Source organism: Actinoallomurus bryophytorum (assembly GCF_006716425.1).
GTDB classification, from domain to species: Bacteria; Actinomycetota; Actinomycetes; order Streptosporangiales; family Streptosporangiaceae; genus Actinoallomurus; species Actinoallomurus bryophytorum.
Map to the genome: position 1 here is coordinate 4808685 of NZ_VFOZ01000001.1, position 21873 is coordinate 4830557.

21 protein-coding genes are annotated in these 21873 nt (G+C 70.7%); 10 read left to right on the forward strand and 11 right to left on the reverse strand.

Translation table 11 applies throughout. The features are described 5' to 3' along the window. The first annotated feature begins 56 nt into the window (after nucleotides 1-56). Complete coding sequence (locus tag FB559_RS22800; RefSeq protein WP_141957523.1) at nucleotides 57-1007, forward strand: Lrp/AsnC family transcriptional regulator; 951 nt, start codon at nucleotides 57-59, stop codon at nucleotides 1005-1007. Between the two features lie 30 nt (nucleotides 1008-1037). On the opposite strand, the gene FB559_RS22805 is transcribed toward FB559_RS22800, so the two are convergent. Continuing rightward, nucleotides 1038-1595: a SecDF P1 head subdomain-containing protein gene (locus FB559_RS22805; protein ID WP_141957524.1), complete on the reverse strand. Its 558-nt coding sequence runs from the start codon at nucleotides 1593-1595 to the stop codon at nucleotides 1038-1040. 175 nt (nucleotides 1596-1770) lie between these two features. On the opposite strand from FB559_RS22805, the gene FB559_RS22810 reads away from it, so the two are divergent. Next, nucleotides 1771-2709 (forward strand): quinone oxidoreductase family protein, encoded by a 939-nt coding sequence (locus FB559_RS22810; RefSeq protein ID WP_141957525.1) that lies wholly within the window; start codon nucleotides 1771-1773, stop codon nucleotides 2707-2709. Here the strand turns inward: FB559_RS22810 and FB559_RS22815 are convergent. Next, nucleotides 2696-4120 carry an MDR family MFS transporter gene (locus FB559_RS22815; protein WP_221640135.1) on the reverse strand — a complete coding sequence of 475 codons (1425 nt, stop codon included), beginning with the start codon at nucleotides 4118-4120 and terminating at the stop codon, nucleotides 2696-2698. The genes FB559_RS22810 and FB559_RS22815 overlap by 14 nt on opposite strands. A gap of 100 nt (nucleotides 4121-4220) precedes the next feature. Between FB559_RS22815 and FB559_RS22820 the strand changes: the two genes are divergently transcribed. The 5 genes from FB559_RS22820 to FB559_RS22840 all read left to right on the forward strand — a co-directional run bounded on the left by FB559_RS22820 (nucleotide 4221) and on the right by FB559_RS22840 (nucleotide 8321). Further along, entirely contained in the window at nucleotides 4221-4817 is a 597-nt protein-coding gene (locus FB559_RS22820) for a TetR/AcrR family transcriptional regulator (protein WP_141957526.1), read from the forward strand. 30 nt (nucleotides 4818-4847) lie between these two features. Next, nucleotides 4848-5948, forward strand: a complete 1101-nt coding sequence (locus FB559_RS22825) for an LOG family protein (RefSeq protein WP_141957527.1) — start codon at nucleotides 4848-4850, stop codon at nucleotides 5946-5948. 89 nt (nucleotides 5949-6037) lie between these two features. Continuing rightward, the gene (locus tag FB559_RS22830; protein ID WP_141957528.1) at nucleotides 6038-6565 is read left to right on the forward strand and encodes a flavoprotein; all 528 of its coding nucleotides are present in this window, start codon (nucleotides 6038-6040) and stop codon (nucleotides 6563-6565) included. Nucleotides 6566-6585: 20 nt separating this feature from the next. Beyond that, on the forward strand, nucleotides 6586-7809 hold the full coding sequence (locus FB559_RS22835; protein ID WP_141957529.1) for a helix-turn-helix domain-containing protein: 1224 nt from the start codon (nucleotides 6586-6588) through the stop codon (nucleotides 7807-7809). 128 nt (nucleotides 7810-7937) lie between these two features. Further along, on the forward strand, nucleotides 7938-8321 hold the full coding sequence (locus FB559_RS22840) for a hypothetical protein (protein WP_141957530.1): 384 nt from the start codon (nucleotides 7938-7940) through the stop codon (nucleotides 8319-8321). Between the two features lie 42 nt (nucleotides 8322-8363). Here the strand turns inward: FB559_RS22840 and FB559_RS22845 are convergent, their stop codons facing one another. Next, entirely contained in the window at nucleotides 8364-8948 is a 585-nt protein-coding gene (locus FB559_RS22845) for a histidine phosphatase family protein (RefSeq protein WP_141957531.1), read from the reverse strand. A gap of 196 nt (nucleotides 8949-9144) precedes the next feature. Between FB559_RS22845 and FB559_RS22850 the strand changes: the two genes are divergently transcribed. Beyond that, the gene (locus tag FB559_RS22850) at nucleotides 9145-9360 is read left to right on the forward strand and encodes a CbtB domain-containing protein (protein WP_221640137.1); all 216 of its coding nucleotides are present in this window, start codon (nucleotides 9145-9147) and stop codon (nucleotides 9358-9360) included. A gap of 17 nt (nucleotides 9361-9377) precedes the next feature. Here FB559_RS22850 and FB559_RS22855 read toward each other — a convergent pair whose 3' ends face one another. From FB559_RS22855 to FB559_RS22885, 7 genes are all read right to left on the reverse strand, one after another. Beyond that, nucleotides 9378-10787: a uracil-xanthine permease family protein gene (locus tag FB559_RS22855; RefSeq protein ID WP_185792354.1), complete on the reverse strand. Its 1410-nt coding sequence runs from the start codon at nucleotides 10785-10787 to the stop codon at nucleotides 9378-9380. 338 nt (nucleotides 10788-11125) lie between these two features. After that, on the reverse strand, nucleotides 11126-11710 hold the full coding sequence (locus FB559_RS22860; protein WP_141957533.1) for a class I SAM-dependent methyltransferase: 585 nt from the start codon (nucleotides 11708-11710) through the stop codon (nucleotides 11126-11128). A gap of 36 nt (nucleotides 11711-11746) precedes the next feature. Continuing rightward, nucleotides 11747-12121, reverse strand: a complete 375-nt coding sequence (locus tag FB559_RS22865; RefSeq protein ID WP_141957534.1) for a hypothetical protein — start codon at nucleotides 12119-12121, stop codon at nucleotides 11747-11749. Between the two features lie 86 nt (nucleotides 12122-12207). Next, on the reverse strand, nucleotides 12208-13599 hold the full coding sequence (locus FB559_RS22870) for a GH1 family beta-glucosidase (RefSeq protein WP_246121917.1): 1392 nt from the start codon (nucleotides 13597-13599) through the stop codon (nucleotides 12208-12210). Further along, nucleotides 13596-14459, reverse strand: a complete 864-nt coding sequence (locus tag FB559_RS22875; protein ID WP_141957535.1) for a carbohydrate ABC transporter permease — start codon at nucleotides 14457-14459, stop codon at nucleotides 13596-13598. The genes FB559_RS22870 and FB559_RS22875 overlap by 4 nt, the downstream gene beginning before the upstream one ends. Beyond that, nucleotides 14452-15456, reverse strand: coding sequence for a carbohydrate ABC transporter permease (locus FB559_RS22880; RefSeq protein ID WP_141957536.1), 1005 nt, complete (start codon nucleotides 15454-15456; stop codon nucleotides 14452-14454). The genes FB559_RS22875 and FB559_RS22880 overlap by 8 nt, the downstream gene beginning before the upstream one ends. 7 nt (nucleotides 15457-15463) lie before the next feature. Further along, nucleotides 15464-16768, reverse strand: a complete 1305-nt coding sequence (locus FB559_RS22885) for an ABC transporter substrate-binding protein (protein WP_141957537.1) — start codon at nucleotides 16766-16768, stop codon at nucleotides 15464-15466. A gap of 130 nt (nucleotides 16769-16898) precedes the next feature. Here FB559_RS22885 and FB559_RS22890 point away from each other — a divergent pair, with 130 nt between their 5' ends. Together FB559_RS22890 and FB559_RS22895 are read left to right on the forward strand one after the other, a co-directional pair. After that, complete coding sequence (locus FB559_RS22890) at nucleotides 16899-18140, forward strand: ROK family transcriptional regulator (protein WP_141957538.1); 1242 nt, start codon at nucleotides 16899-16901, stop codon at nucleotides 18138-18140. Between the two features lie 75 nt (nucleotides 18141-18215). After that, complete coding sequence (locus FB559_RS22895; protein WP_141957539.1) at nucleotides 18216-19424, forward strand: cytochrome P450 family protein; 1209 nt, start codon at nucleotides 18216-18218, stop codon at nucleotides 19422-19424. Nucleotides 19425-19517: 93 nt separating this feature from the next. On the opposite strand, the gene FB559_RS22900 is transcribed toward FB559_RS22895, so the two are convergent. Next, on the reverse strand, nucleotides 19518-21680 hold the full coding sequence (locus tag FB559_RS22900) for a discoidin domain-containing protein (RefSeq protein WP_141957540.1): 2163 nt from the start codon (nucleotides 21678-21680) through the stop codon (nucleotides 19518-19520). Nucleotides 21681-21873 lie beyond the last annotated feature (193 nt).

Genomic DNA, 21873 nt, shown 5'->3' on the forward strand with positions numbered 1-21873 from the left:
AGGCCCAGCCAGGCAGGTAGTATCGCCGGAAACCGTCGCTGAATGGTGATTCCAGGATGGATACCGTCGATCGAGGCGTGATTCACGCGCTGCAGATCGACGGCCGTGCCTCCTTCAGGGCGATCGCCGACGTGCTCGAGGTCTCGGAGAACACCGTGGCCCGCCGCTATCGGCGGTTGCGCGGCCAGGGCGTGCTGCGGGTGGTAGGCGCGGTCGACGGCCGTCGGCTGGGCCACGTCCAGTGGACCATCCGGCTGCGCTGCACCCCGGATGCGGCCGGAGCGGTCGCCAGGGCTCTGGCTGCCCGCGACGACACCTCCTTCGTGTATCTGCTGTCGGGCGGCACCGAGGTGTCCTGCACTGTGCAGACCCGCAGCACCCAGGACCAGGACGCCCTGCTGCTGGACAAACTGCCCCGCACGAGCCGGGTGGTGTCGGTCGCAGCCCACCTTCTGCTGCGGGGTTTCGTGTTGCCGGGCGGCTGGCAGGGCCTGGCATGGCTGTCCCCCGAACAGGCCGGCCGACTGCGGCCCCCGCCGATCCTGACCGACGATGGCCCGGTTGAGCTTGATGACGGCGACAAGGCGCTGCTGCGGGTGCTCAGTCTGGACGGTCGCGCGCCCTATGCCGAACTCGCCTCGGCGACCGGCTGGTCAGAGACGACGGTGAAACGCCGCATGCATGCGCTGCGCCGCAGCGGAATCGTGAACTACCAGCTCGACATGGCGCCCGCGGCAGTCGGATTCGGTACCCAGGCGCGCCTGTGGATCGCCGCGCGGCCGGCCTGTGTGGTCGGGGTCGGCGAGGCGCTGACGAGGCATCCCGAGATCGCCTTCGCCGCACTCACCACCGGGCCCACCAATCTGGTGGCGGCACTGAACTGCCGCGACCCACTCGGCCTGAGCAACTACCTCACCGAACGACTCGCCCCACTCAAGGCCATCACCGCCATGGAGACCGCCCCGATCATTCGCACCGTCAAAGGCGCCGGGCCACTGCTGCTGTGAACGGCGCCGGTCAGTCGAAGCGAAGCAGAACTAACCGAACAGCTTGACGTACCGCTCGGCCTCCGCGCGGCTGAAGTTTCCGGAGAGCGTGAGCTTGCCGCCGGTGATCGGCTCCGTCACCTCGGGAGCCGAGATCACGCGGCCGTTCGAGACCGTGGCCAGCGCGTTACGGGGTGGCTGTTCGCGGGCGAGCTGAGTGGTCAGGGCGCTCAGGCGTCCGGTGTCCTCCGGCCGCAGGTCGAACTCGACGCTCCAGCCGTTCCCGCTCTCCACCCGCATGTCGACGGACTTCACCCTGGTGATCGTCATGCCCTCGCCGAGGGTGTAGCAGGCGTCGTTCTTCTCCGAGGCCACTGTGTCCGGCGAGGTGTTCCCCGTGCACGCCCCGTCGGTCCTGGTGAGGACCTTGCGGAGCTGGAGGGTCCCCTTCACCTTGGGATCGGAGGGCGGTCGCGACGCGATCAGCAGGATGACGGCCCCGGCCGCGATGAGGAGGGCGAACGCTCCGGCGGCGACCCAGACGACGAGGGGAACCCGTCGTCCGGAAGGCGGCGCGGGCTGGGGCGGGGGTGGATACGGTGGCTGCACGACTCTCCGCTCAGGCGACCCCGGCGATCACCGGGTCGACCCTAGCCTGGATCCCCGTCCGGTGACCGATCCGGGACGGGGCCCGACGAGCGCCGGCGGCGAACCCCACCCTGCCGGTCGGCGTTGCGGGCGTAGGCGGTGTAATCACGTCCGAGATGGGCAGGTTGTGAAGATCATGAGAGCAGTAGGCGTTACACGATTCGGCGGGCCCGAGGCACTGGAGGTCGTCGAACTCGACGACCCCCATCCCGCGGCCGGCGAGATACGCATCCGGGTGCACGCGGCGACCGTGAACCCGACCGACACCCTGTTCCGCGCCGGCGTGACGAGTGCGGCGCTGCGCGACCGGCAGCCACCGTACGTCCCCGGCATGGACGTGGCCGGGGTCGTGGACGAGGTCGGCGAGGGCGCCCGCCAGTCCGTCGGCGACGACGTCATGGCCATCACCCTGCCCCGCAGCAGCCTCGGCGGCGGGTACGCCGAGCGCGTCATCGTGCCGACCGACTCGGCCACCGCGATGCCGGTCGGCGCGAGCTACGCCGAGGCGTCCACGCTGCCGATGAACGGCCTGACCGCACAGCTGACGCTGGACCTGCTCGCGCTCGAGCCCGGTCGTACGCTGGCGGTCACCGGTGCCGCCGGAGCGTACGGCGGCTACGTGGTCCAGCTCGCCAAGGCCCGCGGCCTGCGCGTCGTCGCGGACTCCTCGCCCGAGGACGAGCCACTCGTACGCCGCCTGGGCGCCGACATGATCGTCGCCCGGGGCGACGGGGTCGCCCTGCGCATCCGGCAGGTGGCGCCCGACGGTGTGGACGCCGTCGCCGACGGTGCGGTCATCGGCACACCCGTCCTGCCGGCGATCCGTGACGGGGGCGCGATCGCGGTGGTACGCGGTTTCGAGGGCGAGACCGAGCGCGGGATCACCGTCCACCCGGTCTGGGTCAGCGAGTACGCACGTGAGTGGGACAAGCTCGATGAGCTGCGACGTCTCGCCGGAACCGGCGACGTCACCCTCCGCGTCGCACACACCTACCCGCCGGAGAACGCCCCCGACGCCCACCGCGCCCTGGAGGCAGGCGGAATCCGAGGCCGCCTGGTGATCATGTTCGACTAGGGACGACCGAACGCGCCTCCCGTTCACGGTGGACGCCTGGCAGCAGGAGTGCGGGGACGACGGCGAGCGCGGTGAAGGCCAGTGACCACCAGAACGCCCGGTCGAACGCCGCGGCGCCGGTGGCGTGGCCGGCCAGCTGTCGTGTCAGCACGACGGCGAGTACCGCGGCGCCGAACGACCCGCCGACCTGCTGCATGATCCGGGTTGCGCTGCTGGCGTGCGGGATGTCGGCCGGGGCCAGGCCCTGGTACGCGGCGGCCATCACGGCGATCGTCGCGCCGCTCAGGCCGGCGCCGCGTACGACGAGTGAGGCGGCCAGCAGGAGCTCGCTGGTGTGCGGGCCCGCCTGGGTGTACGCGAGCGTTCCCAGCGCGGTGAGCACGGTGCCGGCGAGGACCACCGGCCGCGGCCCGACGCGGTCGATGAGCGTCCCCAGCGGTCCGCGGGTGAGCAGGCTGCCCAGGCCCTGAGGGGCCAGCAGCAGGCCGGCGGCGACCACGCCCTGGCCGCGGACCTGCTGGTAGTACAGCGGCAGCAGCAGCATCGCGCCGAACATCGACAGCCCGGACAGGAACAGCAGGGTCGAGGAGGCCGCGAACGACCGTACGCGGAACAGCCGGAGGTCCACGACGGGCTCGTCCGAGCGCAGCGCGTGTGTGACGAAGGCCGCCAGCAGTGCCACGCCGAGGGCGAGCGGGGCGATGACCGCGGGGTGGGCGAAACTGCCGCGGACGCCCACCTGCGAAAGCCCGTAGATGACCGAGGCCAGGGCGGGGGACAGCAGCACGAGGCCGAGCAGGTCGAGGCGGTGACCCCGGTCGCGGGAGCCGTCGGGCGGCAGGCCGCGCCAGGCCAGCACCAGCGCCAAGGCGCAGACCGGGACGTTGACGTAGAAGATCCACCGCCAGCTCGCGCCGCCCACGATGAGCCCGCCGATGACCGGGCCGAGGATCGGCCCCACCAGCGCCGGGATGGTGATCGTGCCCATCAGGCGTCCCAGCCGGCGTCCGCCCGCCGCCCGCAGGAGCAGCGTCTGCATGATCGGCAGCATCAGCCCGCCACCGGCTCCCTGGAGCACCCGGAAGGCGATCAGGGACCCGGTGTTCCACGCCGCCCCGCACAGCATCGAACCGGCCAGGAACACCACCAGCGAGATCATCCACATCCGTTTGGCGCCGAACCGCTCCACCAGCCATCCCGTCGCCGGTATCGCCATCGCGAGTGCCAGCAGGTAGCCGGTGATCACCCACTGGACGGCCGCCAGGGAGGTGTGCAGGTCGCGGCCCAGCGCGTTGATGGCGACGTTGACGATCGTGCTGTCCAGCAGTGGTGCCATCGCCCCGACGACGAGGATCAGCGCGAGCTTCAGCAGCGCCGGGTCCAGCCGGTCGGCTCGTTCCGTGGTGGTCAAGGCGTGTACCTCCCCGAGGAATAAGAGACGCAACGTCTCTAGTGGCGGAAGTGTAGGCTTGTCTCGATAGGAGACGCAAGGTCTCTTAAGGGGGATTCGCTTGAGCTCCGAGGGAGACGGCGCCAGGGCGACGCGCCGGCGCGGCACCGAGCTCGAGGCCGCGATCCTGCGTGCCACCTGGGACGAGCTGACAGCCGTCGGCTACGCGCGCCTCAGCATGGAGGGCGTCGCCGAGCGGGCACAGACCGGCAAGCAGGTCCTGTACCGCCGATGGCGCAACCGGGCCGAGCTCGTGCTGGCCGCCGCGCGCCACCGCTTCACGGCCATCGCCGACGACATCCCCGACACCGGGGACCTGCGCGAAGACGTCCTCGCCCTGCTACGGCGCATGGTCCGGCGTTTCTCCGACTTCGGCCCGGACCTCGTTCACGGCCTGATGGCCGAGGCCGGCGACCTCGGCCCGGAGGTCCGGGAGATCATGACCGGCGTGATGGGCACCATCCTCGAACGCGCGGCCCGCCGCGGCGAGATCCGGATCGAGGCCGTCAACCGGCGGATCACCACCCTCCCGGCCGATCTCCTCCGCCACGAGATGCTGCTCACCAAGGACCCGATCCCGGAGGCCGCGATCATCGAGATCGTCGACGAGGTCTTCCTCCCGCTGATCCGCGCGCGCGGCGAGCGACCCCCCGTATAGCGGCATCTCACAGGCGTTACCGTACGAGGCGTGCTGCCACCGAACGACCACGAGATCGAGACCCTGGAGGAGTTCGACCGCGTCGCCGCGGCCGGCTCCCTGCGCGGACACCGCGTCCAGTCCGTCGACCTGACGACCCGTACCCCGGTCCTGCTGTCGGCCGACACCGCCGAGGCGGTCTTCCTCGGCTGCCCGATGGAGCCGGCGGCCGCCGCCCATGTCCGCTCGAACGGCGCGCTCGTCTTCCCGCCCGTCCCGGACGTGCCCCTCGACCCCTACCGCGGCCGTCTCTACAGCCCCGAGTCGCTCTACGAGGGACTCGCCGACGGCTACCCGGCGACGCCCGACGCCCGCGCGTACGACTGGTTCCTGCGCACCCGCGGCAGGGGCGACATCTTCGCCTCGATGCTTCGTGGCATCCACGACGACGCCGTCTCCGACGCCTTCGACGAACTCCTCGACGGCGAGCGCGTCGTCGGGGTCATGGGCGGTCACGCGATGGAACGCGGCACAGACGCGTACGCGGGCGCCGCCCGGCTGGGCCGTGCCCTGGCACGTACGGGACTCATGGTGGCCACCGGCGGCGGCCCCGGCGCGATGGAGGCGGCCAACCTGGGCGCCTACGCGGCTCCCTTCGACGAGCCGATGCTGACGGACGCGCTGGACGCCCTGGCCAAGGTCGCCTCCTTCCGGCCCTCCGTCACCGACTGGGCCCTGGCCGGCTTCGACGTACGCGACCGCTGGCCCGGCGGAGGCACCTCCGTGGGCGTGCCGACGTGGTTCTACGGCCATGAGCCGTCGAACGTCTTCGCGCCCCACATCGCGAAGTACTTCGCCAACGCCACACGGGAGGACGGCCTGCTGGCGCGCTGTGACGCGGGCGTCGTCTTCCTGCCGGGCGCGGCGGGCACCGTGCAGGAGATCTTCGACACCACCACGCCGAACTACTACGAGTCGGGCGGCGCACCACGTCCCATGGTCCTGGTCGACCACGCCCACTGGACCCGCACCCTGCCCGCGTGGCCGCTCCTGCGGGCCCTGGCGCGGGGCCGCACCATGGCCTCGCGCATCGCCCTGGTCGACTCGATCGACGAGGCCCCGGAGGCACTGGCACGCCTTTCCGGCGCCTAGCGGGTTTCCGACGCCCCGGCGAAAACGAGACGGCGGTTCTGGAGTGATCGCGGTCACATATCGCCCGTCGCGGGGCTAAGGTCGGCGTCGTGACCGATGACCCGTACCGGGGGGTCCTGTACGTCGTCGTCTGCGCGGCTCCGGCCGCCTCGGACGCCGAGACGCTCGTCAGGCTCGCGCGGGATGCCGGGTGGAGGGTCTGCGTGGTCACCTCGCCGATGGGCCGGCGTTTCGTCGATACGGAGCGGCTCTCCGCGCTGACCGGTACGCCCGTGCGGAGTGACTTCCGGATGCCGGACGAGCCGAACGAATTACCCGTGGCCGACGCCGTGATCGTGGCCCCGGCCACGTTCAACACGATCAACAAATGGGCGAACGGCATCGCCGACACGTTCGTGGTCGGGCTGCTGTGCGAGCTGACCGGCTTCGGGCTGCCGATCGTGGCGGCGCCGCTGCTGAAGGACGCCCTGGCGCGCCATGCCGCCTTTGCCCCCAATCTGGAGGCGCTCCGCGCGATGGGAGTGCGGGTGCTGTTCGATCCGGCGGCCTCACCCGGCGCCCGTATGCCACCCTGGGAGGAGATCCTCACCGAGCTTCACACACTGCTGGACGGTTGACATGGGCTTCGGCGAGAGGCATGCCGTTGGACGCGCGTAAAGAGATCGGCCGCCGCATCGCGCGCCAAAGGCGCCGGCGCGGCCTGAGCCAGGCCGTCCTGGCCCAGCTCGTCGGCCGCTCGGAGAGCTGGTTGAGCCAGGTGGAGCGCGGGCACCGCTCGGTCGACAGGCATTCGGTGCTCGTCCGGCTCGCCGAGATCCTCGGAGTCGAGGTGAGCCGGCTCATCCCCGGCGAGACGGCGGCGGAGGTGGTGAGGTACGAGCCGGTCGCGGCCATCCGCGAGGCGATGACGCACTACGGAGCCCTTCCCCGCGTCGTCCACGGGCGTGTCTCCACGGGCCGCCGGCCGCCGCTGCGATGGCTGAGCCACGAGATGCGGCGGGCCAACGGTCTCTACCAGGCGGCACGGTACGACGAGGCCGGGCGGCTGTTACCCGGTCTGATCGACGCCGTCGAGGAGGCCCGCTCGTCATGTGCCCCCGCGGACCGCCGGGCGGCCGACACCGTACGCGCGCTCGTCTACCACTCGGCGACGATGACGCTCAGCCGTGTCGGGGAGGCCGAGCTCGCCTGGACGGCGGCCGACCGGGCGGTGGCCGCCGCCGAGGCCGCCGAGCGTCCCCTCCTCGCCGCCGTGAGCGCCTACCGGCTCGGTTACGTCCTCATCCGTCTCAGGCGGGCGGAACAGGCGGAAGACCTTCTGCTGCGTACGGCCGACGCCCTCGCGGCGTCGTCACGTCGCGCCAGGCCACCCGCGCTGTCCGTGCACGGCGGGCTCTACCTGGCCGCCGCGGCCGCGGCGGCGGCACGCTTCGACGGTGCGGGCACCGCGCGGCACCTGGAGGCGGCGCAGGAGCTCGCCGGGCGGCTCGGCGGCGACCGTAACGACTTCTGGTCCGCCTTCGGCCCGACCAATGTCGCCATCCACGAGGTCTCGGCCGCGGTCGCCTTCGGAGACGCGGACTCGGCACTGAGACGCGGCGAGTCCCTGGACGTCGATCGCCTCGGGCCCGGCCTGCTCGGCCGCCGTGCCCAGGTGCTCCTTGACCTCGCGCGCGCGTACGGTCTGCGGCGTAAGGACGCGGCGGCGGTCAACACGCTCCTGAGAGCCGAGCAGGTATCGCCCGAGCTCGTCCGCTACGACTCGCGCACCAACGAGCTGCTCACCGAGCTCGTGCGGCGCGAACACCGGGTCAGCACCCCGGAGCTCCGCGGCCTCGCCCACCGGGCGGGAGTCCTCTGACCCGCACTCGAGTGCGGACTCTTTACCCTCACCGCGTTGCGGGTCGTTCCCGGGTGCTCGCCCTTAGCGTCGCCTGGTCACACCGGAAGCGACCAGGTCGGTACAGTCCGTGACGGGAAGGGTGGCCGATGGACGCGCGTGCCGAGATGGTGATCGGCAAGGCGGCACCGAGGAGCAGGCGAGAACAGATCTCAGAAAGCGTCGCGGAGGACCACGCACGGCTGCTGGAGATGGTCGGCCAGTCTCTCGCCGAGATCGGTATCAGGGCGGCGTTGACGACGTTTCACCATCTGGTGGCGTACGGGGGGACCTTCGTGCTGCCTTCGCGGTACGAGCCGGAACTCCAGGTGTTCTGGCCGGGGGACCACCGGGGCATCGCGCTTCGGGTCAAGCTCACCTCGCGGGACGGCGGCGACGTCTATGCCTGGGGCGCGAGCCGGGCCCAGGCGCACCCTGCGAGCGACCCGGCGGGCGCGGTACGGCTCATCACGGACGCCGTGGTGGCCGTCTGACCGGGCCCCTGGCGGCTTCGGGGTACGGGGCCGGGCGGGCGTTCAGGCGTCGTCGTCCGCGGTGAGGGGGTGGCCGGTCTCGCGGAGCTGCCAGCGGCCGCCGTGGTGGGTCAGCCAGGTCTGGGTCAGGGGCGCTGAGTCGAGGCGCCAGAAGCGGCTCAGCGGGGCGCCGAGCGTCTGAAGTACGGCGGCGCGCGCGACCGCGGGATGGGTGATGGCGGCGATCCGTGCCCGCTCGGCAGACAGCCCGCCCAGCCAGCCCGCCACCCGGTCCATCAGCGAGGACAGCGACTCGCCTCCGTGCGGCGCCGCGTCCGGGTCGGTCAGCCACGTGCCGAGCTCCATCGCCTGGGACGCCTCCAGCTCAGAAAGCGTACGGCCGCGCCACGCTCCCAGGTCCAGATCGGCCAGTGAAGGATCCACGAGCGCGTCCAGGCCAAGCCCCGCGGCCGTCTCGCCGCAACGTCGTTCCGGGCCCCGCAGCACCCGGTCGAAGCGGCGCAACGCCCCCCGGGCACCCGCCGCGCTCTCCGCGCCGCGTGCGTCGAGGGGGTCGTCGGAGGGGAAGCGGGACTCCCGCGTCGCCGCGGTGGGCGCGTGGGTGATCATGACCAGGCGAATCGTCATGGGTCCCAGCATCGCGTGCATTGACGGCCGTCGAGTACGCCCGTACGATCCGGACGAACGTGATGGTTAGGAGGAAGCCGGTGAAAAACCGGCACGGTCGCGCCACTGTGTTCCATCCCGGTAGCGGGGTGGTGAGTCAGACCCTCCACTGTCTGAAGCCCGTACGAGGGACGCAGGATCCCTGAGGAGGCACCACATGACGATGTCCACTCTGCCCACCACCCGCTCCACGCCGGTCGTCGTACCCAAGGCGCGGGCGGCGCTCTGGCTCTTCGGCACCGTCGCCTTCTGCCTCGGGGTGTACTACTTCATCGGCGTCGACCAGGGTGCGACCTCGGTCTTCGGCAACAACATGTACATCCACGAGTTCGTCCACGACGCCCGGCACTTCCTCGGCTTCCCCTGCCACTAGGGGCGGCCGTACGAGCACTACGCCGTCGTGTCGGCCGGCTCCGCGCGGCCCATGACCCGGTCCTCCAGGTCACGGTCCCGCAGCCGCCGCAGGCCGAAGGCCGCCTTCAAGACGATGAGCAGCACGGTCCCGAGGATCATCGGCTGAACGAAGATCAGCCGCATCACCATCGGCATCGCCTGCAGCGTCGGCTCGGGGATGAACAGGCCGCCGATCGCGGTGATGAACGGGACGCCGCCGAGCATGAGGTTCTCGCGCGTCCACCGCACGCCGCCCAGGACGTCGATCGCGCTCGCGAACAGCACTCCGAACAGGACCGTCCCCACGGCCGCGAGGACCGGCAGCGGCACCGCCTCCAGCAACCGGTCGAAGGGTTCGAGGCCGCCGAGGGCGAGCAGGATGATCCCGGTCGTCAGCGTGACGTACCGCGAGCCCACCCGGGTCGCGCGGAGCAGGCCGATGTTGTCCGGGTACGCCAGCGTCGACATCCCGCCGAAGATCGCGCCGATCGTGCTGCCCAGGACCTCGCCGAAGACCCCCTGCGACACGCGGTACCCGGACAGGTCCTGCCCGCCCCAGCCGGCCACGATGTCGTACGTCGCGATGCTCTCGACGATCGCCGGGAACAGCGTGATGAAGAAGATCAGCACCAGGTCACCGTGGACGGCGAAGCCGAACGGGAAGAACTTGGGCACGACCACGCCCACGTTCCGCCCGACCTCGCCGAACGAGGTGGGCTCGAAGATCGCGTACACGATGGTCCCGGCCACGACCGCGACCAGGACCGCGAGCCGGCGCAGGAGCCGCCCCCGCGGCAGCACCGTCAGGGCGATGACCAGCACCGCGCCGACGCCACCCGCGACCAGGTTGACGCTGGGAAAGCCCGGGCTCTGCGGCGTTCCGAGCCAGTTCGGCAGGGCGGTACTCGTCAGCTGGGTGGCCAGGATCAAGACGATGACGGCCGAGATGATCGGATCGCGGACGAACCGGCTCAGCTGCGTGATCAGCCCGAACCGCCTGAGCGGCAGGGCGAGCACACACCAGATCATGCCCGCCACCACCATCGAGCCGAACGCCGAGCCGAGGCTTCCGCCCTTGGCGTGGCCGACCGCCAGCAGCGCGGCGAGCGAGCCCGCGTACGGCCCCTGGACGATCGGCAGCCGCAGCAGGAACACCGACTGCAGGATCACCACCAGGCCGGAGGTCATGAAGGTGACCCCGTACAGGTAGGCGACGTCGGCGGGGGACAGCTTGAACGCCGTGCCGATCAGCGCCGGAAAGATCAGGAGTCCGGCCATGCCCAGGATGTTCTGCACGCCCAGGCCGATCGCACCGGGAACCGGCACACGCTCGTCGATGCCGACGTCGAACACCGGCGCCGTACGGGGCCGGTCGTGGGGGGCCGTGCTTTCGGTGCTGGGGGTCATGAAGGCTCCTCGCATGCCGGGGGCGAGGTCGGGCGACACCGGCGGGGGCGACAGGATCCCTCGACGTTAGAGTCCGCGCAGGTCGCTGACCAGCATGCTTTGCTGTCGGCGCCGGTTAGCGCTCCTAACACCGGCCCCGCCGGCCGCCCACCGCACGCCTGAGGCCCACCCTGCCGCCCGCAGGACGGCGCGCGAGACGCGGCGATGCCGGGCTGGGCCCACTGGGCTCGCCGACCGGCTCCAGGCCGGAGGCCGTCCTCTCCGCAGGCTTCGGCCGGAGATCCAGCGCCGGCGCGACCCGTCAGGCGGCCACCACCGACGGCGAGCGCGGGCGGTCGTCAGGTCCGCTGGGCCAGGATCCCCCGCTTGGTGGCGCTGGGCGGCAGGGCGTCGGCGACGGTGAAGCCGGCCGGGAGCAGGGACGCCGGCTCATCCGGCCCCAGGCACCATGCGGCGGGAAGGTGCGGCCGTTCCCGCCGCGCCTCCAGGGTGAGTGCCTCCCAGACCAGCGCGCCACCGGGCCGCACCGCCTCCGCGGCCGAGGCGAACAGCTCCCGGTCCCAGTACCCGGTGCACAGCACGAGCGAACAGCCGGACGGCCGTGGCCGCCACGACCGCAGGTCGGCATGGACGAGCGTGACCAGGTCGCCCAGCCCCCGGCGGGCCGCCTCCTCGCCGAGCAGGCCGAGCGCCACCTCCGACAGGTCCACCGCGACCACGCGGTGTCCGCGTGCGGCGGCCAGCAGCGCGCTGCCCGACGTCCCGCACGCCAGGTCGAGGACCGGTCCCTCCGGCAGCGGCAGGGACAGCGCGCGTACCGCGAGCCGGTGGGCGGCGAAAGAGGGACGGGTGCGCTCTGCGTACTTCGCGTTCCACCTGTCCCTGTCCCGGTGACCGGCCGGTCCCGGCACGACGTCCTTCATTGGCACCCTTCCGCACGGAGACGTGCCGCGCCCGCCCTAGCGGTAACGGAAGCCGTCGAGAAAGCGGCGGAACAGCCCGCCCTCGCGGGGCAGCGGCTTGGCCGGCGGGGGAGCGACCGGCCGCTGCCGTGCCTCCGGCTGCTCGTAGTCGGTCCGCGCGATGGCGTCCACGACCTGCGCCTCGTCGAACTCCGCCGATCCCTCGATCCTGGGCACGAAACCGACCAGCATCCCGTCGCGCATCACCTGGGCCTCCAGGCCGGCCGTGCCGTCGGTGTCCCACTCGGCCTCGCGGCCGCCGGGCAGCGACACGCGTACGCCGAACTGGCCGACGCCGGCCCTCAGCAGGTGCGCGTTGATGCCCCGGTCGCGCAGTGCGTCCACGACCCGTCGGGCTCGGTTCTCATCCATTCGCCCAAAAGTAGCCGCTACCGCGGCCGGTGAGGAACAGACCGGCCCGGCGGAGTGGTTCCGCCGGGCCGTGACGCGAACAGGGGTCAGGCGGCGCGCTCACCGTTGCGGCGGTGGGCGCGGATGAGGTCTCCGTACCGCCGGCCGCTGCCCTTGATGATCCGCTGCTGCGTCTCGTAGTCGACGTAGACGAGCCCGAAGCGCTTGTCGTACCCGTACGCCCACTCGAAGTTGTCCAGCAGGGACCAGGCGAAGTACCCGGCCAGCGGTGCGCCCCGGCGTACCGCGCGTGCGCAGGCGGCCAGGTGCTCCTCCAGGTAGCGGACCCGCTCGGGGTCGTCCACCTCCCCGTCGGGGCCGACGACGTCCGGCCAGGCCGAACCGTTCTCGGTCACGTGGATCCGCTGCGCGCCGTAGTCCTCGGTGAGCCGCATCAGCAGGGTTTCGAGGCCCTCGTCGCGGATCTCCCAGTCCATCGCGGTGCGGCGTACGCCGGGGTGCTGCACCTCGCGGATGAAGGGCGGCGGCCCGGCCGGGTCGTCGGCGATGGTGGTGGGGAAGTAGTAGTTGAGCCCCAGCCAGTCGAGCGGCGCGGCGATCGTCTCCAGGTCCCCGGGACGCTCGGGCAGGTCGACGCCGTAGACCTCGACCATGTCGGCCGGGAAGCCGCGGCCGTGGACCGGGTCGAGCCACCAGCGGATCGTGTGGCCGTCGGCGCGCCGTGCGGCGGCGACGTCGGCCTCCGAGTCCGACGCCGGCTCCGCGTAGCCCAGGTTGTTGACGATGCCGACCCGCGCGTGCGGGGCGTTGGCGCGGATGGCCTGCGTGGCGAGGCCGTGGCCGAGCAGCAGGTGGTATGACGCGGGCACCGCGACCGCGATGTCGGTCAGGCCCGGCGCCATCTTCCCTTCGAGGTGGCCGATCCACGCCGAGCACAGCGGCTCGTTGAGGGTGGCCCACTCGGTGACCCGGTCGCCCAGCGCCGCGGCGACATGGGAGGCGTACGCCGCGAAGTGCTCGGCCGTCTCACGCGAAGCCCAGCCGCCGCGGTCCTGGAGCACCTGCGGCAGGTCCCAGTGGTACAGCGTCGGGTAGGGCGTGATGCCGGCCTCGAGGAGGCCGTCGACGAGCCGGTCGTAGAAGGCGAGGCCGTCCGGGTTGACCGGGCCGTCACCGCCGGGGACGACCCGCGGCCAGGCGATGGAGAAGCGGTACGAGTCGACGCCGAGCTCTTTCATGAGCGCGATGTCCTCGGGCCATCGGTGGTAGTGATCGCAGGCGACGTCGCCGGTGTCGTCCCCGTCGATCTTTCCGGGGGTGTGCGAGAACGTGTCCCAGATGGACGGCGATCGGCCGTCCTCCTTTACGGCGCCTTCGATCTGGTATGCGGCGGTGGCCACACCCCAGGCGAAGTCCGCTGGGAGAGAGGTGAGGTCGTACACGAGCTGCCCTTCCGGTTCGGTGACCGCTGCCCTCACTTGACCGCGCCGGCGGTGAGGCCGGTGACGAGGTAGCGCTGCAGGAGCAGGAACCCGGCGACCACCGGCACGCTGACGACCAGCGATGCGGCCATGACCTGGTTCCAATAGACGTCGTACTGGGTGGAGTAGCCGCGGAGGCCCACGGCGAGTGTTCGGGTGGTCTCGTTGGTCATGACCGAGGCGAACAGGACTTCGCTCCACGCCGTCATGAAGGCGTAGACGGCGACGGCGACGATGCCGGGGACCGCGGCCGGGATCACGACGCGGAACAGCGCGCCGAGCGGCCCGCAACCGTCGACCATCGCGGCCTCGTCCAGGCCCTTGGGGATCGACTCCATGTAGCCGGCCAGCATCCAGATGGAGAACGGCAGGGAGAAGGTGAGGTAGGTGATGATGAGCCCGGCACGCGAGCCGTACAGGGCGATCCCGGTGGCGTTGCCGATGTTGACGAAGATCAGGAACAGCGGCAGCAGGAACAGGATGCCGGGGAACATCTGGGTGGACAGGACGGTGATCGTGAAGATCCGCTTGCCCTTGAACTTGTAGCGGCTCACGGCGTACGCGGCGAAGACCGCGATGAGCACCGACAGGCCCGTCGCCGCGGCCGAGACGATCGTGGAGTTCACGAAGTAGCGGGCCAGTGGCACGGTGTGCCAGATGTCCACGTACGGGCGCAGCGTCAGGTGGCCCGGGATCCACTGGAACTTCCCGGTGACGTCCTGGAGCGGCTTCAGCGACGTACTGATCATCACGTACACCGGCAGGGCCGCGAAGATCGCGATCAGGGTGAGCACGATCCGCCGGGTCCAGATGAACGACATCGGCTTGGCGGTCGGCGACCGGTATCCGCTAGGCATTGCTGGTCCTCCGGCCCCTCAGTGAGGTGAACGCCAGGTACACCGTGGTCACCACGAGGAGGAACAGCAGCAGCAGCACGGACATGGCCGAGCCGGAGCCGAAGTTCCAGGTGAGGAACGACGCCTGGTAGATGTGGATGGAGATCAGGTCGCCCGCGGGGGGTGCCGACTGGCCGAACAGCACGTACGGCACGTTGAAGTCGTTGAACGTCCACAGGAACAGCACCAGGACGAGCACCTGGTTGATCGGGCGCAGGGACGGCATGGTGATCCGGCGGATCTGCTGCCAGATGCCGGCGCCGTCGATGGCCGAGGCCTCGTACAGCTCATCGGGGATGTTCTGCATGCCGGCCATGATCACGAGCAGCGCGAACGGCCAGTTGCGCCAGACCGAGACGACGACCAACGACACGAAGCTGTTGTTGCCGATCAGCCAGAAGGCCGGTTTGTCGCTCAGGTGCAGCTGGTCGTGCAGCACGTGGTTCACCAGGCCGTTGTCGTGCTGCAGCATGAACGCCCAGATGATGACCGAGGCGTAGATCGGCAGCGCGTACGGCGTCATGAACAGCGCGCGCAGGAAGCCGCGGCCACGGAAGGCGTCCTGCATGAGGATCGCCGCGGTGGTGCCGAGCAGCCAGGAGAACCCCACCGCGAGCACGGTGAACGCGCAGGTGATGAGGAACGAGTGCAGTAGCGCGTGGCCGATCGCGCCGTTGAAGTCGACGGCCACGCGGTAGTTGCCCAGCCCCTTCCAGGGGGCTGCTCCCCAGTTGCGGATGTAGAACTGGGTCAGCTCCTTGAAGCTCATCACGACGCCGACGACCATCGGCACCAGGTGGATCAGCAGCTCCATGAGCAGGGCGGGCAGGACGAGAAGGTACGGGACGGCGCTCCGGCCTACCGAGTAGCTGCGCCGGGGCTTCTTGCGCGCCCGCGCCGAGCCGGGGACGGAGTCCTCCCCCTGGCTCGGCGCGGTCGTGCCGGTGGTTGCGGCCATTAAGGTGTCAGCCCGTCATCTGCTGCTGGGCCTTCTCGAGGCGCTTCTGGACGGATTCGGTGGTGACCGGCTTGCCGGCGGCGGCGTCGGCGAACAGGTCCTTCAGCGCGGTGCCCACCAGGTCCTCGAACTGCGACTCCTTCGGCACCTGGGGAAGGGCCACGGCGCTCTTGGCCAGGCCCTGGCGCAGGACGGCCTGCTCCGGGTTGGAGAACTGCGGGTCCGACTGGGCCGAGGTCACTGCCGGGATCGAGCCGTACTTGCCGTTGAGGATCTTCTGCTCCTCGTCGCTCGTCATGAACTTGACGAACTTCAGCGCGCCGTCCTGGTTCTGGGTGTTCTTGAAGACGGCCAGGTTGATGCCGGCGACCATCGTGTCGACGTTGGCGCCCTGTCCGGGAGTGCCGGACTGCACGGGCACCGGGGCGACGCCCCAGTCCTCGGGCTTCATGCCGCGCTGCGCGAGCTGCACGCCCGCCGCCTGCCAGAGCAGCATCCCGGCCTTGCCGGTGGCGAAGTCCTGCAGCGACTGGTTCTGCGCGTACTCCGCGTTACCCGGAGCGGTGATCTTGTCACTGGCGATGAAGTCGATGTACTGCTTGACGCCCGCGACCGCGCCGGGGGAGGTGAAGGTCGGGTTCCCGGCGGCGTCGAAGAAGTCACCGTTGTGCTGCTTGGCGAAGATGTACGCGTGGTGGATGTTCTCGGCGTTGTTCGCGCCCTCGATGGCCAGGCCGTGCTTGCCGCCGGTGGACAGCTTCTTGCCGTCGGCGACCAGGTCGGCCCAGGTGGCCGGCGGGCCCGCGATGCCGGCGTCCTTGAACAGCTTCTTGTTGTAGTACAGGCCGTAGGCCAGCGAGTAGAGCGGCACGGCCGCCGGAGGCTTGCCCGCGGCGCCGGTGGAGCCCAGGGCGGAGGCCACGAAGCGGTCCTTGCCGCCGATCGCGGTGAACGCCTTGTCGTCGAAGGGCATCAGGGCGCCGGTGGCCTGCAGGGAGGCGGACCAGGTGTTGCCGATGTTGAGCACGTCGGGGCCCTGGCCGGAGGAGGCGGCGGTCAGGACGCGGTTCAGCAGGTCCGGCCAGCCGACGACCTCGAGCTTGACGTGGATCCCGGTCTGCTTCTCGAACTTCTGCAGCTCGGGCGTGAGCTTCTGCTTGTCGTCGTCGAGGCTCTTGCCCTGGTTGCTCGCCCAGTAGGTGAGCGTTTTGGGAGCCTTGTTACCGCCGTTACCGGTGGCGGTGCCACCGCCACACCCGGCGAGGGTGGTGATGGCGGTGATGGCTGCGATCGCAGCGGTGATCCGTCTCATGGTCAGGGGCCCTCCGGGGCGCATAAGCCAGGAAGCTTAATTTAGGTTATGAGTTAAGACGTGACGGAAGATTCGCGTCAAGAGCGGGGCCGGTAGGTTGCGTGATTGTGATCGGGGAGGATGTTCCGGGATGAGTGATCGCGAGAAGCGCACCGTACGCGACCTTCGGCGTACCAACCGCTCGGCCGTGCTGCGCAAGCTCTACTTCGACGGCCCGCTGAGCCGGCAGGAGCTCGCGCCGGCGACCGGCCTCAGCTCGGGCTCGATCAGCAACGTGGTCGCCGAGCTGACCGCGGACGGGCTGCTGGAGGAGGCCGGCTCCGTCGACTCCGACGGAGGGCGCCCGCGCACGCTGCTGCGCGTCGCCCGTCGCAGCGCGTACCTGATCGGCGTCGACGTGGGGGAGACCCGCGTGCGCGTCGAGCTGTTCGACCTCGCGCTGACCGAGCTCGCCCGCGCCGAGCGGCCGCTCGCGCGGTACGGCTACGACGTCGACCGGATCGTGGGCTACATCCGCGGCGCGCTGGCCGACGTGCTGCACGACGCGAACGTCGCGCCGAGCCGGCTCCTCGGGGTCGGCGTGGGTGTGCCCGGCATCGTCGACCGCAGCTCGCCCGGCGGCGCCGTCGTGCACGGCCAGACCGTCGGGTGGGACGCCGTGCCGCTCGAGTCCCTGCTGCGGGCCTCCGGCGGGCTGCCCGAGGAGGTGCCGCTGTTCATCGACAACGGGGCCAAGACCCTCGGCCAGGCCGAGGTGTGGTTCGGGGCCGGACGCGGTGCCCGTCACGCCGTCATCGCCCTGATCGGCTCCGGCGTCGGCGCGTGCATCATCACCGACGGGGGCCTGTACGGTGGCGCGCACAGCAGCGCGGGCGAGTGGGGCCACACCGTGTTGCAGGTCGGCGGCCGGCGCTGCCGCTGCGGGGCGGTGGGCTGCCTCGAGGCGTACGTCAGCGCCGAGGCGGTCCTGGAGCGCTGGGCGGAGATCGGCGGCGACGTGGGCGACGCGGACGAGGAGACGGCGCTCGCCACGCTCCTGGCCCATGCCGACGCCGCCGACGAGAAGGCGGTCGCACTGCTCGATGAGACCGCCGAGTATCTCGGTGCGGGAATCGCGGATCTGGTCAACCTCTTCAACCCCGAGCGGATCATCCTCAGCGGCTGGGCCGGGCTGCTCCTCGGCCGGCACTTCCTTCCGGCGGTACGCCGGTCCGCCGCCGCGTACGCCCTCCGCCATCCCGTCGAACGTACCACCATTGAGCTGGGCCTTCTCGGGCCGGACGCGGTCACGGTGGGGGCCGCGACACTGCCGCTGGCCGACTTTCTCGCCCGCGGCGGACGCGGTCGCGAGTCGGCCACGGCCGCCCGCTGACGCTCCTGGGGCCTGTCTCGAAGTCCCCCGCAGAGGGGATCTCGAGACAGGCTCCGCCGTGGGAAGATCGCCCGCATGACGACCGATGACGATCCTTTTCTGGCCGTCCGTGACGGTGCCCGTCATCGGGCGCTCGCCGAGCTGGCCGCCCGCGGCCCGGTGCACCACCTGACGCTGGCAACGGGCGCGGACGCGTGGGTGGTGACCGGCTACGCGGAGGCGAAAGCCGTCCTGACCGACCCGCGCGTGATCAGGGAGGGCGCGTCGAACTCGCCGTACGGCGAGGAGATGCCCGCGGCGCTCTACTCCGCGCTGAACTCCCACATGCTGACGACCGACCCGCCCGCGCACACGCGGTTGCGCCGCCTCGTCTCGGCCGCGTTCACCCGGCGCAGGGTCGAGGGGCTCGCGCCGCGGATCGAGCGGATCTGCGCGGACCTGCTCGACGGGATGGCGAAGACGCTGGAGGCGGACGGCGAGGCCGACCTGATCGACGCGTTCGCGGGGCCCCTGCCCATCACGGTGATCTGCGAGCTGCTGGGCGTCCCGAGCGAGTCGCACGCGGCCGTCCGCGGCTGGGCCGGGCCCCTGCTGGCCGGGCGTTTCGTCGGGTACGAGGCGTACTCCCGCGCCGCCGGGGAGTTCGTGGACTTCCTGCACCTCCTGCTGGCGGACAAGCGCCGTCAGCCGGTCGACGACCTGCTGTCGGCGCTGGTCGAGGTCCGCGACGGGGAGGACCGCCTCAGCGAGGACGAGCTGACCTCGATGGTGCAGCTGCTGCTGCTCGCCGGGCACGAGACGACCGTCAACCTGATCGCCAACGGAGTGAAGGCACTGCTGGCCGATCCCGGCCAGCTGGCCCTGCTCCGGGCGGAGCCGGACCGGCTGCCCGCCGCCGTCGAGGAACTCCTGCGTTTCGACTCACCGGCCCAGGCGCCGGTCCCGGCCATCACCGCCGAGCCGATCGAGGTGGCCGGGCAGCGGATCCCGGCCGGGGAGAACATCGTGATCGCGCTGCTGGCGGTCAACCGCGACCCCGCGCGCTTCGCCGACCCCGACGTGCTCGACCTGACCCGTGACGACGGTGGCCACCTGGCGTTCGGGCACGGCGTCCACCACTGCCTGGGCGCCCCGCTGGCCCGGCTGGAGGCCCGGATCGCACTCGGTGCCCTGCTGGAGCGTTTCGGCGATCTCGCGCTGGCCGTCCCCGCGGACTCGCTGGAGCGGTTGCCCTCGCTGATCATCAACCGTCTCGTCGTGCTCCCCGTACGGCGGGCCGGGTGACCGGTCCGCGCCCTGCCATGGCGGGCGCGGACCGGCGTAGGTGGGGCCGGCCGGCGATGCTCATCCATGCTTACACGCCGGCCGGCGGGTCGGTCAGGGGTAGCTGACGACATTCACCGGAACCGTGTCGGTGCCCTGCGCGGCGCCTCCGGTGCTGTTGATGACGTGGTTGATGATGCCCTTGCCGCCGAGGGACACCGTGAGCAGGTCGTGGAACTTCACTCCGGAGTTGTTCGGGACCTCGAAGCTGTGCTCGTCGACGATCGAGGGATCGACGTCGAAGTTGCAGTAGCTGCCCAGGCCCCAGGCCTCGTGGCTGGTGACGCTGTCGGCCACCTTGTAGGCCGCGTAGCCGCGGGTGCCCCCGTTCATGTACGCGGCCTGGTTGGGCGGGTCGTACGGCAGCTCGTTCTGGAAGAAGATCGTCTTGCCTCCCTGGCCGTTCCAGACGACGTTGTACTTCTGGTAGTGCTCGACGAACAGGCCGTACGCCGTGACGTTGTTGCCGTTGACGGTCAGGCCGTTGTCGGCGGTGTTGACGGTCCACCCGGTCCCGGTGCCGTGGTCGGCGCGCCAGGCCCAGATGTGGTCGATGATCGTGTTGCTGCTGTTCACGACCAGGCTGTTGGTCGCCTTGCCCGCGCCGGCGCCGCCGATGCGGAAGAAGACGTCCTGGATCGAGGTCGGGTTGCCCGCGTGGCTCGTGCCCGCCGAGCCGCTCGGGCCGACCTGCAGGAGCACCGGGGAGTTCGTCGTTCCCGCGTCGAAGAGCAGCCCGGCGAGCTTGACGCCGTCGACGTCGGCGACCGTCATGGGGGTCACGCCGCCGTCCGGAATGATCGTCGCGTAGCCGAGGCCGAGCACGACGGTGTTGGCGCGCGTCACGTTGATCGACTGGCTGACGTGGTAGATGCCCGGAGTGAACAGCAGGTTCAGGCCGGAGCTGAGCGCGGCGTTGATGGTGGCGGCGCTGTCACCCGGGTGGGCGACGTAGAACTGGCTGAGCGGGATCGACGTACCCGGGGTCGAGCCGCCTGACCACGTGGTGCCACGGGAGTTCGTCCGCTGGTTCGGGACGAGGACGTTGTAGTTGTTGGACGAGTCGACGTACAGGTAGGGCTTCTCCCTGGTCACCGGGCTGTTGTTCAGCACGGTGTACGGGGGGTTGGGGAAGCTCTGCGCGGGTGCGCCGTCCACTCCGGAGAAGACCATGTTCCAGACGCCGTTGCCCCAGCCGCCGATCTGGCTGTCACGGGTGAGCCACTGCTGCTGGGAGTACGGCAGGACCGAACCATCGATCTTGGAGTCGGCGATGTAGCCGCCGCTGGCCCAGCCGTACCCGCTCGGCTCGAGGCGAAGGTCGCCGCGGATGTGCATGCGGCGGAACGGTGCCGCCTGGGCGACGGCCCAGCGGTCCTGGCCTCCCGACGGGGTGACCGACATGTTCTCGGCCGACCGCCAGAAGTTCTGCGTCGCGTTGCCGCCGAACCAGCCGGCGTCGACGTTGACCGCGCCGTTGATGTTGACGTCGTCGACGTTGCGTCCCAGACCGGCGATCGAGGTGTAGAAGCCGATGTTGGCGTTGACGTTGTAGCTGCCCGGCTTGAACAGGAGTTCGTACCGCTGGGAGCCGAACTGGTTGCTCTCCTGCTGGCTGAAGACCGAGTCGAGCTGGCTCTGGATGGTGCCACTCGACATCGACGGGTCGAAGACCTTGACGTTCGGCCCGAGGTCACCGCCGCCGCCCGGAGGCGGTGTGGTGGAGCCGCCGGAGCCGTACACCTGGAACTCCCACAGCGAGTAGCCATAGGCGGTGTGCCGGGCCGTGCCGTTCATCCGGACGTAGCGGCCGGTGCCGCTGACGTTGAGCGTCTCGGTGCCGCCGGCGCCCGTGGTCGTGGAGTAGACGGTGGTCCAGGTGCTGCCGTTCGCCGACACCTGGATCTGGTAGGCGCTCGCGTACGCGGCCTCCCAGTTGAGCACCACCTTGCTGATCGTGGCGGAGGAGCCCAGGTCGACCTGGAGCCACTGCGGGTCGCTGAAGGTGCTGGACCAGCGCGTGCCGGTGTCGCCGTCCACCGCGTTGGAGGCCGCGGTGCCGGCGTTCTCGCTGGATGAGGCGGTGGCGGCCTTGCCCTGGGAGATCAGGCCGTCCGCGGCGTGCGCCGGCCGCGGTGGCGCGACCAGCATGACCGTGAGCGCCAGGACCAGGGCCCAGAGGGCCGTGGCGGCGCGGGGGTGGGGCAGGGATCTCATGGATCGTCTCCTGAGGGGGAGTGGAGACCGGTCGGCTCTGGCGGGGCCGGGGTTGGTCTCCACGCGGTCTGGGGCTTAATTCATGGCGTGATTTAACCCGGGGAAAATCAACCCGTCAAGAGGGCCACTGCCCTGGTAAAAGGCTTCTTAATGGCCTTGATAAAAGTTATGAAGTGAGGATGGCCGCTCCGTC